This is a genomic window from Paenibacillus sp. FSL R7-0345 (genome assembly GCF_038595055.1).
GTDB lineage: Bacteria > Bacillota > Bacilli > Paenibacillales > Paenibacillaceae > Paenibacillus_AQ.
On sequence record NZ_CP152002.1, the window covers coordinates 702,405 to 716,558 of the forward strand.

12 protein-coding genes are annotated in these 14,154 nt (G+C 50.1%); 9 read left to right on the top strand and 3 right to left on the bottom strand.

Annotated elements, in window-relative coordinates:
- Nucleotides 1-7: 7 nt before the first annotated feature.
- From purD to ilvA, 7 genes are all read left to right on the top strand, one after another.
- Nucleotides 8-1,273: a phosphoribosylamine--glycine ligase gene (gene purD / locus NST84_RS03040; RefSeq protein WP_342564188.1), complete on the top strand. Its 1,266-nt coding sequence runs from the start codon at nt 8-10 to the stop codon at nt 1,271-1,273.
- A gap of 279 nt (nt 1,274-1,552) precedes the next feature.
- Complete coding sequence (locus NST84_RS03045; RefSeq protein ID WP_342564189.1) at nt 1,553-2,866, top strand: SEC-C metal-binding domain-containing protein; 1,314 nt, start codon at nt 1,553-1,555, stop codon at nt 2,864-2,866.
- Nucleotides 2,845-3,192 (top strand): hypothetical protein, encoded by a 348-nt coding sequence (locus NST84_RS03050; RefSeq protein ID WP_342564190.1) that lies wholly within the window; start codon nt 2,845-2,847, stop codon nt 3,190-3,192. The genes NST84_RS03045 and NST84_RS03050 overlap by 22 nt, the downstream gene beginning before the upstream one ends.
- Nucleotides 3,193-3,202: 10 nt before the next feature.
- Nucleotides 3,203-4,552: a transcriptional regulator gene (locus tag NST84_RS03055; protein WP_342564191.1), complete on the top strand. Its 1,350-nt coding sequence runs from the start codon at nt 3,203-3,205 to the stop codon at nt 4,550-4,552.
- Between the two features lie 222 nt (nt 4,553-4,774).
- Nucleotides 4,775-5,014 carry an aspartyl-phosphate phosphatase Spo0E family protein gene (locus NST84_RS03060; RefSeq protein ID WP_342564192.1) on the top strand — a complete coding sequence of 80 codons (240 nt, stop codon included), beginning with the start codon at nt 4,775-4,777 and terminating at the stop codon, nt 5,012-5,014.
- 444 nt (nt 5,015-5,458) lie between these two features.
- Entirely contained in the window at nt 5,459-7,516 is a 2,058-nt protein-coding gene (locus NST84_RS03065; protein ID WP_342564193.1) for a methyl-accepting chemotaxis protein, read from the top strand.
- 170 nt (nt 7,517-7,686) lie between these two features.
- Nucleotides 7,687-8,949: a threonine ammonia-lyase IlvA gene (gene ilvA, locus NST84_RS03070; RefSeq protein WP_342564194.1), complete on the top strand. Its 1,263-nt coding sequence runs from the start codon at nt 7,687-7,689 to the stop codon at nt 8,947-8,949.
- 88 nt (nt 8,950-9,037) lie between these two features.
- Here ilvA and NST84_RS03075 read toward each other — a convergent pair whose 3' ends face one another.
- The 3 genes from NST84_RS03075 to NST84_RS03085 form a co-directional block, all read right to left on the bottom strand.
- Nucleotides 9,038-10,582, bottom strand: a complete 1,545-nt coding sequence (locus NST84_RS03075; protein WP_342564195.1) for a transposase — start codon at nt 10,580-10,582, stop codon at nt 9,038-9,040.
- Between the two features lie 380 nt (nt 10,583-10,962).
- Nucleotides 10,963-11,886 carry a hypothetical protein gene (locus NST84_RS03080; RefSeq protein WP_342564196.1) on the bottom strand — a complete coding sequence of 308 codons (924 nt, stop codon included), beginning with the start codon at nt 11,884-11,886 and terminating at the stop codon, nt 10,963-10,965.
- Nucleotides 11,887-11,931: 45 nt separating this feature from the next.
- Nucleotides 11,932-12,594 (bottom strand): DUF1129 family protein, encoded by a 663-nt coding sequence (locus NST84_RS03085; RefSeq protein ID WP_342564197.1) that lies wholly within the window; start codon nt 12,592-12,594, stop codon nt 11,932-11,934.
- Nucleotides 12,595-12,779: 185 nt separating this feature from the next.
- Here NST84_RS03085 and NST84_RS03090 point away from each other — a divergent pair, with 185 nt between their 5' ends.
- Complete coding sequence (locus NST84_RS03090; RefSeq protein WP_342564198.1) at nt 12,780-12,980, top strand: hypothetical protein; 201 nt, start codon at nt 12,780-12,782, stop codon at nt 12,978-12,980.
- 324 nt (nt 12,981-13,304) lie between these two features.
- Nucleotides 13,305-14,135 (top strand): alpha/beta fold hydrolase, encoded by an 831-nt coding sequence (locus NST84_RS03095; RefSeq protein ID WP_342564199.1) that lies wholly within the window; start codon nt 13,305-13,307, stop codon nt 14,133-14,135.
- Nucleotides 14,136-14,154 lie beyond the last annotated feature (19 nt).

The window sequence follows — 14,154 nt, forward strand, 5'->3', positions numbered from 1 at the left end:
CAGTTCAATGGATATTTTGGTGGTCGGCGGCGGGGGCCGGGAGCATGCGATTATCTGGAAGCTGTCCCAAAGCCCGTCAGCCGGTAAAATCTACTGTGCACCCGGCAACGCCGGGATTGCCCAGCTGGCCGAATGTGTGCCGATCGGCGTGTTTGAGTTCGATAAGCTGACGGCGTTCGCCAAGGAGAAAGAGGTAGGCCTTGTCGTTATCGGTCCCGATGATCCGCTGGCGGCAGGCATCGTCGATGCTTTTGAAGCACAGGACATTCCGGTATTCGGACCGCGTAAAAATGCGGCGGAAATCGAAGGCAGCAAAACCTTTATGAAGGACCTGCTGCATAAATACAATATTCCGACAGCAGCCTATGAGAAGTTCAGCGATTATGAAGCGGCGCTTGCGTATTTGCGCGGACAGGGATTGCCGATTGTAATTAAGGCTGATGGGCTGGCTGCAGGCAAAGGGGTAACGGTTGCGTATTCGCGAGAGGAAGCCGAGCTGGCGCTGCGTGACATCATGGTCACCAAGGTGTTCGGTGAAGCCGGCGCCCAGGTCGTAATTGAGGAGTTCCTGGCGGGGCAGGAGATGTCAATTCTCGCTTTTGTCGACGGAGAGACGGTACGCCCTATGGCGGCTGCGCAGGATCACAAGCCGGTATTCGACGGAGACAAGGGGCCTAATACCGGCGGGATGGGCACCTATTCCCCTCTGCCGCATATTGACGAGTCTATTATCCATGAGGCGGTAAAGACCATTATTGAGCCTACAGCCAAAGCTATGGTATCTGAAGGCCGTTCCTTCAGCGGCGTACTGTTTGCGGGTCTGATGATCTCGCCGGACGGCAAGCCCAAGACGATCGAATTCAATGCCCGGTTCGGCGATCCGGAGACCCAGGTCGTACTGCCGCGGCTGAAGAGCGATCTGCTGGAGATTTTCCTGGCTGTAGCTGAAGGCAGACTGGCAGATACCTCTATTGAGTGGAGCGATGAGGCAGCAGTGTGTGTAGTGCTGGCTTCAGAGGGTTATCCGGGGAAATATCCGAAGGATGTGCCGATAACAGGACTGGATGAAACGGGAGACGGACTGGTCTTTCATGCGGGAACGGCGCGGGGTGAAGACGGCAGCTGGCTTACCAACGGAGGCCGGGTACTTGGCGTAGTAGGCCTGGGAGCGGATATTGCCGGGGCGCGTGCAGCAGCTTATGCCAGTGCGGAGAAGATCCAGTTTGCCGGCAAGCAAAACCGCAGTGATATTGCTATGAAAGCACTGGTCTAAAAGTAAGAAACAGCTACTTTATTCCTAATTTTCTCGTAAAAAGTCCCAAAAAAGGACTGACAAGTGATAGAAGAAGTGCTATAATACAACTCGTACGGGGGAAAATGTGCGGATATATACAGATAAAGGGTCTTTCCTTTCATGGAAAGGCCTTTTTTAATCTTAAAGAATTTATAAGTTTTCGGGGTCCCCGCAAAGTATCTGAGTCATCATCCATGTAAAGGCCTCACTTTGTGGGGTTATTTGAAATCGCTTTTCAAAGTATAGGAGGAATCACTTTTGAGTAAGGTTGGAAGAAATGACTTGTGCCCATGCGGAAGCGGGAAAAAATATAAGAAATGCTGCCTGGGTAAGGAAACCTCTGCGGTAGAGTCGATCCTGCGGCTCGTTACAACTGAGGAGGCGGCTGCCCGTGAGGCAGCTGCGGTTGCAGCTCAAGCTGCTGCATCTGCTGATGCCGGTGTCCGGCCTGAGGGCAAGCTTACGCTGACCAAGCTGAAAAAAATGGTGACACGGGAACTGAGATGGGAGCATCCGGCCCATGAGCAGCTGGCCATGCAGCTGATCGAAAGCATGCGGGACATGTATGAGCGTGAGCTGATTTTTGAAGCAGTAGTGCTCTGGAACGGTTTCTCCGGCCAGACCAAGCCTGCAGTGAAGAAGGCAGGTTCATTCTGCGCGGCAATTGAGTATATTTTGTCAGAAGAATACGGGTTCAACCTTTCCCAGGCCGGGCTGGCCGATAAATATGAGGTTACTACGGGAACCATTTCACGCAAAGTGAAGGAAATGCTTAATTATATTGAGGAGTACGGCAGGGAAGGTGATTCTGACGAACTATCCGTGCTAAGCGGTAACGGAACTGCCAGAGAGAAGGCTCAGCAGCTCCTGTATAAAGCGATGGAGTCCACCTCCGGTAAGCGCAAGCTGCAGCTGGCGGAAGCAGCTCTGGAGATCTATCCTGACAGCTCAGATGCCTATCTGATTCTTGCTGAGGAATCGGAAAACGAGCAGGAGGCGCGTGCTTTTCTGAAGGCAGGTATTGCTGCCGGTGAACGGGACCTGGGAGAAGCCTTTTTTGCCAAAAATAAAGGTTATTTCTGGGGACTGACGGAAACCCGGCCGTACATCCGGATCTGCAAGAGTTATGCGGAGTCCTGCTGGTTCGGCGGCAAGGCGGAGGAAGCTGCAGGAATTCTGGAGCACATTCTGGAGCTTAATCCGGATGATAATACAGGTGCCCGTTATCTGCTGGCTGCTGTCTATCTGTACAACAACCAGCTGAAGGAAGCAGAGCAGTTCCTGAAGAAGTATGGCGAGGATGATGCGGCTGCAGCGTTTGCTTACGACCGGATTGTCCTGGAATATAAAAAGAACGGAATCACTTCCCAGCTCAAAATGCTGTACCGTGTAGCGCGCGGCGTGAACAAGCATGTGCCGGATTATTTGCTGGGCGTGAAGCGTCTGCCGCATAATCTTCCGGATTTTGTCGGCATGGGGGATTCCAACGAAGCGGTTGAATACGTCATTATGCATTCCCGCCTATGGGCAAGTCTGCCTGAGTTGTTAAAGTGGATGCTGAAGCAACAATAGAAGGCTATACAAATGATAAGCTGCCGGAAAAATTTCCGGCGGCTTTTTCTATTGAAAAAGGATGTCCGGAATATGAAAAACCAGCTGTACGGCGGAAAAAAGCACAAAAATTTCATTATATAATCTTCTGCAAAAAAATGTGGAAATCAAGAAAAAAAAGGGTTGACCGAAAATGGATTGTTGGCTATATTTGTAATATATTAGAAAAAGTTATCAGTTTTCAGCTGGGTTATTGCAGATATTGCCGGCTTTTCCGAGGTTCCTTCAGGAGGTGGTTAGATGATCTACACAACCACGATTCGCAGCGAGCTGGAAGGATTTATTGAACGGGAAGGCTTGAATCTCAGCCAGTTAGGCAGAAGAGCAGGCCTGAATGCCGGGACGGTCAGCTCCTTAGTGAAAGGGAGCCGGGTACTGGCGGTTGACCAGCTGGACAGGATAACCAGAGTTCTGGGTATGCCGGAAGGTTATTACTACGAGCATTACATTCAGGAGTGTATCGTAGAAACCGTGCCGAACTGGCGCAGAATCAGACCGTTTTTGTTCCGGTGTGCGGAACTGGACTGCCTGAATTGTATCCGCCAGTCTGTGCAGCTCTTATTGGACAATCTGACTTATTCACCGCTTTTGTTTGAGGTTGCAGAAGAATTTTTCAATACCGGTAAGTCTAAGGCTGCTGCTATTCTCTATGAGAGCGTTGCCGCAAGTGAACGTAGACAGCATTCGGAACGTCTGGCCTTTTGCCAGTACCGGCTGTTTATGCTCCGGCTGGGTGATAATCAGGAGAATAATCTTCAGGCGGCGATTCAATTTGAACCTTTTGTGGACAGGCTCGATGAACTGGATCAGCTGGATGCCCTGAGGGAGTTAGGTAATACATACAAGTCGTTGCAACGCTGGGATAAGGTTGATGTAATTGCAGCAGAACTGGGTACCAAGGCTAAGATACAGCTTAGATTAGCCTCTCAGCCGGGGGTTAAGAGAGAAGGATATGATAAGAAGCTGAAGCGGCCGCTGTTTGTGTACCTGGCCTTTTCCAATCTGCTGCGAGGCGGTGTCTGTGATGCCAGAGGTGCTTACGAAGAGGCGCTGGAATACGCCTATAAATATGCGGACTTAAGCTGGGTGAGCGCAAGAGACGAAGAAACGCTGAGGTGGGTTAAACTATTCGAAGGTTGGGCCAAAGCTAACATTTTCGTATGTAAGCTTATGATCGGCGATGATAATGTCATTGCTGAATATGCAGAATTCATTGATCAGGATGAAGAAGAAATGCTGATAGGGATTCTGAATATTACAAAGGCTGCAAATAGATTTAACTACAATATAGATGTTATTTTGGAGAAATTTAAGCCCCGGCTCATCCCCTATCTTTCGCTTCAGTCGGAGTCTGTGGGCATGTATACACCTCAGATTATAGATGAAGAATCTACAGAGTGCTGTTATCAGTTAGCTTATTACTATTTATGGAATAGAGGACATTTGGCAGGTTTCAGATATTTGCTCGCTGGATTAGAGAAGTCTGATTTCATCAATAATGAGATCCGTTTATTGTCATTTGTGCGATTGTTTGAACATTTTAGAGAATACGCATCATTTGATATACAGCAGCAATACCAAAATTTGATGAAAAAGGAGTTTGGTCTAAATGAAGAAAAAGGTAGCAGGGTTGTTAGTAGTAGGTAGTTTGTTATTGGCAATAATTGTTCCTGGTATATCTCAAGCAAGTATCATTACTCCAAACAACATCCACGGCTGCGCGTAACTGTACATAATACCTCATTCTTTAAAGGCCAGCCGCCGGCTGGTCTTTTTTTATTTGTTCTGAATTTTTTATAATTTTCCAAAAAAAAAATCCTATAGAGAAACGCATATTATTTTACAATACTATAAAAAGGAGGGATAAAGGTGAATGATTTAGAAGGTATCAAACAAAGCATTGAACAGGCCCGTTACAAGCTGAACAAGCTGGAACGGCAGCTTGAACTTGGACATCCCGCGGTGCTCCATCAATCGATGGTTCTCGATGAACTTATAAATGAATATAACCGGTACTGCTTCAGACGGGCAATGGGAGCCTTGCGCAGCAATACTCATGCCGCCGAAGCCAGCTGGATAGAACAGCCGCGGCAGCTGAGCTTCAGCTAAACGGTATAACACGGAACTATAGAGTTCAACCCATTTTTTTGCGTGGTTGCGGCAAAACGTTTGCACAACTTCTGAATTAGCCCACTGCCGCAGCTGCACCCCCTTTATATACTTCTTCATTCCCCTATCAGATCAATCAAAATGCCCATCAGTACTATAGCCTTATGTGCTTCTGATATTAAACCTGACATGATTTTAACTGCGACATCTGCCTTATCCTTAAATACGCTGCTATAAAACATTTTTTTATACGAAAATGTTTATTTACGTGTGAGTTTTCATGAAAAAACCTGACATAGACACAGTATTTTCACAGCTCAATGTTAAACGTTAAAGGAATAAAGAGTTTTTTTGCAGAAATAAGCAGAAATAAGTCGAAAATAGCTGGACTAGTTCAGAAGAGAGTACTGTCGGCTCATATTGATTAAAGGTGGGGGGCGCCTTATGGCATTAAGAAAAAATAAACCAGTCCGGAATATGGGGATCCGGGGCAAGCTTTTTTTGTCCGTTATTGTATCAGTTGTTGCTATTATTGTTGCGGTAGCCGTAGTTATCTATAGTAATGCCAAACAGATTATTGTAGATGATTTGAGCAGCGCATTGGCGTATGAGAAAGAGGGGATTAATGTAAAGGTTAATGATCTGCTTCAGCCGGCCTCGGACAGTGTTAAGCTGCTGAATGCAAACAGTTATATCCGCGATTTTATTGAAGGTGTGAAATCTGCGGATACCGCCAAAACGACCGGGGGCTATACCGAGCTTATTGAGACTCTTAACCTGATTAAGGACAGTAACCAGAACCTACTGAATGTATATATCGGGCTGGATCAGGTCAATAAGCTGATTACACAGGATGAATTTGAGCCCCCGGCAGACTTTAACATGAAGGAGCGCAGCTGGTATACCTCCACTGCCCGTAACAACCGCGTAACAGTAACCGATCCGTATATTGACGCAGGCTCCGGCAAAATGGTTGTAAGTGTAACGGCGCCGATTCAGAATGAGTCAGGTCTGCTGATCGGGGTTGCAGGGGTGGATATATCGACAGAGCAGATTACGCAGGCGCTGAGCGCTTTTAATTACAACGACAGCGGGTATGCCATTCTGGTTGATAAGACAGGCACGTTCATCTATCACCCGGATTCTGACAATATTCTGCTGAAAAAGATGAGTGATCTGGGTCCGGACTGGGGAACGGTCGGCGACGTAATGGTTCAATGGGGCACTAATGTCATTACAACGGAGATGGACGGGATGGACAGCTATGTCTCTTATGCTCCCGCTGTTCAGAACCAATGGTCGGTTGCGCTGATTGTACCCCGGGCGGATGCGGAAAAGGTTCTGCAGACGTTCAAGCTGATCTTTTTCCTCTCAGTGATTGCGGCGGTTGCTGTGATGTCTGTCCTGCTCTATTTTGTGTCCAATAGCATTCTTAAGCAGATTCCTGTTCTAACAGCGGCGTTCAGGACGGCGATGACCGGTGATATGTCGGTGCGGGCGAGTGTTTCGGCAAAAGGGGAGATTGGTGTGCTGGCGGACGGCTTTAATGAGATGATCTCGTCCCAGCAGAAGCTGATTCAGGATATTAAGCAGAGCTCCGCGAGTATTTCCAATGCGCTTGATAATACGGAGAAAAATATATTTGCGCTCGACGGCAGCATTTCGGATATTTCGGCGATTACCGAGGAGTTGTCCGCTGGTATGCAGCAGACCGCAGCCTCCATGCAGGAGATGAACGCCAGCACCAATGAAATCGGGCATGCGGTGAACGAGATTGCCCGCAAAGCCCGGGAAGGCGCCGGGGCGGCCGGCCGGATTAATGAACGTGCCGACAGGCTGAAGCAGGCTGCTATGACTTCACGGATGCAGGCAGACAGGATATACGGCGAGGGTGAGGAGAAGCTGCGCAGCGCGATCGGGCAGTCCGGGTCTATTCAGCAGATCCGGATCCTGTCGGAAGGGATCCTGGAGATTGCTGCCCAGACCAACCTGTTATCGCTGAATGCCTCGATTGAGGCGGCGAGAGCCGGAGATGCAGGCCGGGGATTCGCCGTTGTCGCTGAAGAAATCCGTAAGCTGGCGGACACCTCGCGTGAGACTGCTTCAGAGATTCAGAGTGTTACAGAATCAGTAGTGGGAGCTGTGGCCAAGCTGATAGAGGGAGCGGAGAGCATGCTGCATTTCATGGACGGACAGGTGCGCAGAGATTACGATTCCATGGAAGAGACCGGCCAGCGGTACAGTGAAGACGCCAGGTATATTGAGGAGCTGGTGACCGATTTTAGCGCAACCTCCGAACAGCTGCTTGCCTCCATACAGAGCATGCTGACTGCAATCGGAGAGACCAGCAGCGCAACGAATGAAGGAGCAGCGGGAGCAGGCAGTATTGCTGTGCAGGCAGAGCAGATTATCGGCAAATCCGGCGGCATAGTCGCCGAGATGGAAGCGATCAAGAACAGCTCTGCACAGCTGCAGCAGGCCGTATCCCGGTTTAAAGCCTAGAACCGGCAATCTTTGAAACCAGTTTTGCCCCAGGGGCGCAAGGCTGGTTTTTTTGCATGCAGCTGTGTTTTGTCCATTGCCCGGGAATGACAGTACTTGATAAAATGGCTTTGGAAGAGTATGTTACAAGAAGCATAAATTTTAGATAGAGACAGTGAGGCGAGGACTTGATGAGAGACGGCGAAGACCGGATCGTAGGAATGGAAGATATTGTACGGGCACACCATGTGCTGCGGGAAGTAATCGTCCGTACGCCGCTTCAGCTGGATGCGGTGCTGTCAGCCAAGTATGGCTGTAATGTATATTTGAAACGCGAGGATTTGCAGATTGTCCGCTCCTTCAAGATTCGCGGGGCCTATAATATGATCCGCAGCCTGTCCGCCGAGGACCGGGCCAAGGGTATCGTCTGTGCGAGCGCAGGGAATCATGCGCAGGGTGTAGCTTATTCGTGTAAAGCGCTGGGCATCAAAGGCAAAATCTTTATGCCAAGCACGACTCCGAATCAGAAAATTAAGCAGGTCCGGCGCTTTGGCGGCGAATTTGTTGAGGTCATTCTCAAAGGGGATACCTTTGATGATGCCTATGATGAAGCGCTGCAGGCCTGCATCGACTATAGTATGACGCTGATTCATCCGTTCGATGAGCCGCGGATTATTGCCGGAAACGGTACGATTGCCATGGAGATTATGGAAAGCCTGGACAAGCCGGCGGATTTCGTGTTTGTCACGATCGGCGGAGGCGGTCTGGCTGCAGGTGTAGCCACTTATGTTAAAACGGTAAGCCCGGCAACCAAGGTTATCGGCGTGGAGCCTTCCGGAGCAGCTTCCATGAGCGAGGCCCTGGAACGCGGTGAGGTGGTTACCCTCAAGGAGATTAATAAATTTGTGGACGGCGCAGCCGTCAAGCGTGTCGGCGGCCTGACCTACGATATCTGCGCCCGTCAGCTGGATGATGTAGTCAAGGTGCCGGAGGGTAAGGCGTGCACGACCATCCTTGCATTGTACAACGAGAACGCCATTGTGGTTGAACCGGCCGGCTCGCTGCCGATTGCAGCGCTCGACATGTACCGTGATCAGATCCGGGGTAAGACAGTTGTATGTATTGTCAGCGGCGGCAACAACGATATCGACCGGATGCAAGAGATTAAGGAGCGGTCGCTGATCTATGAAGGGCTCAAGCATTACTTCATGATCAACTTCCCGCAGCGCGCCGGTGCACTGAAGGAATTCCTGGCTGAGGTGCTCGGTCCGGATGATGATATCACCCGCTTCGAATATACCAAGAAGAATGATAAGGAGAACGGCCCGGCGCTAGTCGGCATTGAGCTGTTCCAGCGGGAGGATTATGATCCGCTGGTCGAGCGGATGAAGCAGAAGGGCGTCGATTACACCGAGATCAACAAGGAACCGAATCTGTTCAATATGCTGATCTAGCATTTAACTGTATTCTGGAGTCAATTTCATAATTCAGTTTGCTGGATAGCAAGACTGGGCCAAAATCTGAGTTTGTTTTTTAAAAAAGTTAGGCCACTTGCTGGGAGTTACTCAACTGCTTGTTCAACTTGTCTAGCGCAAACTTACTCAAATTGTAGGCCAATGTGCTGAGCTGGAAATCGACACTTGCCCGGACGCCGCGGTGACGTGTGCGCTTCATCCCAAAATACTCTTTGAGGTAGGCAAAAACACGTTCTACAGCCGTTCGTTTGTTATACAGTTGCCTAAAGCTCTCGCTCCCTCTTGCTGGGTAAGCGTGCTTCCGCAAATCGGTTTGGATTCGAATCTTAAACACTTTTTGGCAGCCGGATGCAGAAAACGGACAGTCTTTGCAATGGTTGGGCCTGGTGTAACGCAGCGTTTCGTATTTGGTATCGAAACTGTCGTAACGGTAGGCGTGTCCCTGCGAGCACACAGGGGTGTAATCCTGGTTCATCCCCTCGGGCGGTTTTTTGTGGTGAATCATTTTAATAATAGGAAAAGCGCCTAAGGAATGAATCAACTGGTAAATGGCCGAACTGTCATACCCTTTGTCGCCCAAGACATGCTTCACCTTCAGCCCAGGAAACTTCAGGTGTAGCCCCTTTAGAAGCAGGACGGCCATCCGCTGGTCATTCAGATTCGCCGAACTAAAAACACCGCTTAGCACATACTGAGAATCCGCATCGACCAGTACGTTCGCCTTAAATCCGTAATAACTGGTGAGTCTGCCCTTCGTATTTTTCTTGTCAAAGCGTGCAGCGTGCCGGGGGATCGTGTTCAGGAGCTCGTCATAGGTGTAAGGCAGCATCGCTTCAATCGTTTTCTCAAAGGGTGCTAGAGTCTTTTCATAAGCTTCCCGTTCTAGACGCCGGCGCTCTTTTTCTTCCGCAGAAGCCCGCCCACGTCGGTAGACTGGTTTTTTAAGCGGTTCGTTCGCTGGCTGAGGCTCTGGCTCGACATTCTCGAACTCCAGTTGCTGAATTTCTGGCGTTTCACTTGGCTTTTTGGTACGGCGGGCCGCTCGGCGTTTCGACGCAGATTCACTGAATTGGCAATCCCAAGCCTCAACAATGGAGGAATCAACGGCAAGGTGCGTGCCCGTAATAAAGCCTTCTTCCATGGCAGACAGCACCAAGCTATCCTGCAGTTGCTCAAGCATTCCCGTTTGCTCAAGCGCAGAAATTAGACGGGAGTATGAAGCCTTGCTCGGAATAGGGTTCGAGCCGGTAAACCGGCACTGCGCCCGAAATTCCTCGCTGTGCTTAAGGCGTCTAACCAGAGAAGAAACAAACTCAATGCCCTCCATTTTTGAGATGAGCAGCGAGTAGATCATGGCAGGGAGGTTTAGCTCCTGTGGCCGTCCACGATGGTTCTTTTTCCGGAGTACGTGAAGGACCGGAGCCAGGTTTAAGTGTTCAAAGATTTGACTATATTTATCTTCCGGGCGCATTTGGAGCAATTCCTCGAAGGAAAACAGCTCTTCTTGTCGAATAGAGTAGATAGGGATTACCTCCTTTTTTTGTTCTCGGGTGTCGGTTTGGTCGCCTATAACTTCGAGAACTTGGGGAGGTACTCCTTTTTCTATGCTCAAAAAAACCAGGCGTAGCAAGGGTTTTGAATTATGAAATTGTCTCTTCTGTACACTTAAAAGGAGCAGAAACGGGCAGATGACTTGTATAAGTGTAGTCTGTGCAACTAAACCTGCCCGGATCAGCCAATTCTGCTCTTTTAAGGGATTTTAGATGCACGAAATGCAGTTAAAGTGCTGATGTGAGGAAAAAGAGGCATTCTAATTGTATAAAGTGCAGTTAACGGTATAGTAACTAGAACCGCGTGTATGTTATGCACCCAACGAATGTTATGCACCCAAAGAAACAGCTTAAAGGCCCGCCTGCGGAGAGTTCTCCGCTGGCGGGCCTTTTTTAGCCCCCGTAAGGGCCGGGAATTCTAAAAGTCTACCAAAGTTCAAAGTTAACCTGCCGGAACCTCCGCATTCCGGTAGTTCTCGACAGCCTCATCCAGCTTGTAGCCGTTCTCCTTCAGCAGCTTCATGAAGCCTTCCAGCTTCTCCAAAAAAGCGCTGCTGCCGGTATTCCGGGTCAGTATGCTGCTGTATGCCTTCTGGGCCTCCAGATCCATCTCTTTATTGTCGTAATGGAAGAGCGGCGTATTATTCTGGCCGTAGAAGGTGTCGGTTTCGTACATTGTATACAGCTGTCTGACTGTGGCCGTGCGGTTCGACTTGGGATGGCTGCGGATGAACTGCTCCTGGCTCAGCGCCCGCGCGGCGACTTCAGACCAGCCGATAACCAGCCCGTTATCCTTGGAGGAGGGCAGATCGGATTCTACAGCCATAATCGTAATGTAATCCCGGATATCGCTGGTCACGTATAGCTTATATTTGCGGTAGGCGGCATAATCAATCACCGGAAAAAAAGTGCCCTCTGCCGTCTCCAGCTTATACCCGCTCTCCCCGGCACTTTTGAGCAGGGCGCGCAGCGTACTGTCATTCGTGCTTTCAGCAAGCTTAGCCATACTGGCGCCGGCAGTGTATATCGCACCAAGCTTACGCTGCACAGCGCTGTTGTTAAATCTGCTCTCCCAGACCTGCAGGCCGGCCTTGTGCACATTCTCCAGCTTCAGGGTCAGCACGGTTGCCTGATAGGATGTCACCGCGTAGATGTTACTGTTCAGGTACTTGATGGCCTGAGGCAGCTTGGCGGAGTCTCCCAACAACGGCAGGGCAGCCTGATAGACCGCCTGGGCATGGCTGATACCTGTGGCTGCGGGACTGGAAGCGGCGGCTGGTGCAGCTGAAGCCTGTGCGGATAAGGCAGCTCCCTGGAGTCCGATAAGGAAAGCCAGTGCTGTCAGTAGAATGCTATGCTTCTTCATGGAAGTTCCCCCTGTCATAGTCGGAGTGCAATAAGAATAAGAATGCTATGATCTGAAAAATATAAGCTTCAGTCCAAGTCCTCCGGCTGCGCCCAGAGCCAGGCTAACCCAAGGTGAGATGGTGATGACCGGGAACAGGTTATCAAGGAAGACCCCGACAAAAATGACAGCAACGGCAACAGCGATATAAATGCCGAGCGCCCTGATATTAAAGCTGGCGGGCTTTGGTGCATCATTATCAGACAAAGAGGTCATCCAGCGCATCAGCAGCTCCATCAGTACAATGGAACCAAGCCCCACTACAATCAGTGTGAATACACTGACCTTGCTGAACAGATCTGCAGAGCTGCCGCTCCATTGCACAATAAGCCCGCCGATGGCCAGCACGGAGAACATCAGAGTCAGCGCAGTCCAGGTAATCATCAGGTAATAGTTCCATTTACTGCGCTCAGGCCGCGCCGGAACGCTGCCCATAATGTCCTGGAAGTAATCCTCCGGGTTCTCGCCGAAGAGCTGTTTGGCATTTCTGCCTTTGCTCTGGGCCTGCAGCAGCTGCCGGGCTGCCTCGAGCAGGAGCTCCTCCGCCCGGATCCGCTCCACGCGGCTGTCGCGCATAGCCAGAATCATATCCTCAAAATAAGAACGGTTAAACGGTGTCATCTGCTCGCGTAAGGCATTATTTTCCTTCATCATAGCTTTAACTTTCATAGCCGAATTATAAACCTCCAGGGTAGTGGGTAAGCAAAAAAAGCCTTCAACCTAGAGTATACGTTTGCCCGGCTGCTGTGTGCAAGGACAACCCTCTGCCTGTTATGAATAATCTGTTTTGGAAGAGTGAACACTAATCTTGTGATTAGCTTCACAAACAAGCGGAATAGAAAGGGGCAGGTGGTATGGGATTTGACGGAAAGAAACAGGCAGGAGCATTTATCGGTGACGGCTTCGCGCCTGCAGAGAACAGCGGAGTCGGCGATTGGGGAGCCTCTGACGGCTACAGTCTGTGGGATGCTGCAGGTCAGGACGCGGTAACAGGCTTTGAGGATTGGGAAGGACGGCAGGAAACCCACGATATGTTTCACAACAGCTACGACTGAGTATAGCCACGTAATGCTTCAGCCTCTTGTGCTCGGATCGAGCGGAAGAGGTTTTTTTAAGATAAGAAGGATGTGTTTTACCCTATCCTTTATCCTTATCTTTCTCGCAGAAACGGGTACCGTCCTGATTGGGACAGTATCCGTTTCTACTTGTGCTCGCCTTGCAGCTCATACTTCACTGAATGTATGCTTGTCTGAAGGCTGCATTAGTGTAATACTGTTGACAAAAGAATAGCGGAAAGTATAATAAAGATATTAATCATACTAAGTTAATCGGAATAATATAACATTGAGTTGGCTTTACTTTAAGAGGAGGATGCAGCAATGGAGCGGAATATTGTAATCCGGTATGAACAGGAAGAGCTTACAGCGAGCATACATTATCCATCACGGGAAAAGGGAGCTACCGGCCGCTGCAAGGACCGGGCGCCGCTGGCGGTTATCTGCCACGGGTTTGTAGGCAACCGGATCGGTGTTGACCGGATCTTTGTTAAGGCTGCGCGTGAGCTGGCCCGGGACGGATATATGGTTATCCGCTTTGACTATGCAGGCTGCGGCGAGAGCAGCGGGGACTATGGCAGCCAGGACATGGAGTCGCTGATTGCCCAGACCCGGGCGGTGCTGGATTACGGAATCGGCTCCGCAGATATTGATCCGCAGCGCGTCACGCTGATCGGTCATAGCCTGGGAGGGGCAGTAGCGCTGCTGACGGCTGTACGTGACCGCCGGGTAAAGAATCTGGTGCTGTGGGCAGCTGTCGGTTATCCGTTCAATGATATTGTGAAGATCGTTGGCAGGGATGCCTATGACCGCTCTGTCAAGGAAGGCTCTGCCGATTATGCGGGTTATTCGTTTACCCCGGTCTACTTCAACTCCCTGGCCGCGTTCCAGCCGTTCCAGGAGGCAGGTAAATTCAGCGGGGATGTGCTGGTTATCCACGGAACCTCGGATGAGATCATTCCTGTAGACTATGCTTTCCTGTACCAGAAGCTGTTCTGGACCCGTCCGGAGGGGCGCTGCGATAAGGAGATTATTTTCCAGGCGGATCACACCTTCTCGTCCGGGCCTGCGCAGGAGCAGCTGCTGAAGCGGACCAAGGAATGGATGAACCAGCAGGAGCATCTGCAGCAGGAGTGGCAGAACTGGATGATCTAGCAGGCTGCTCGCATTCCCT

Bases quoted from the DNA above. Each gene is read 5' to 3' on its own strand.
- NST84_RS03090 (WP_342564198.1), top strand. From the start codon at position 12,780: ATGGGATTTGACGGAAAGAAACAGGCAGGAGCATTTATCGGTGACGGC.
- NST84_RS03065 (WP_342564193.1), top strand. From the start codon at position 5,459: ATGGCATTAAGAAAAAATAAACCAGTCCGGAATATGGGGATCCGGGGC.
- NST84_RS03085 (WP_342564197.1), bottom strand. From the start codon at position 12,594: ATGAAAGTTAAAGCTATGATGAAGGAAAATAATGCCTTACGCGAGCAG.
- NST84_RS03095 (WP_342564199.1), top strand. From the start codon at position 13,305: ATGGAGCGGAATATTGTAATCCGGTATGAACAGGAAGAGCTTACAGCG.
- ilvA (WP_342564194.1), top strand. From the start codon at position 7,687: ATGAGAGACGGCGAAGACCGGATCGTAGGAATGGAAGATATTGTACGG.
- NST84_RS03080 (WP_342564196.1), bottom strand. From the start codon at position 11,886: ATGAAGAAGCATAGCATTCTACTGACAGCACTGGCTTTCCTTATCGGA.
- purD (WP_342564188.1), top strand. From the start codon at position 8: ATGGATATTTTGGTGGTCGGCGGCGGGGGCCGGGAGCATGCGATTATC.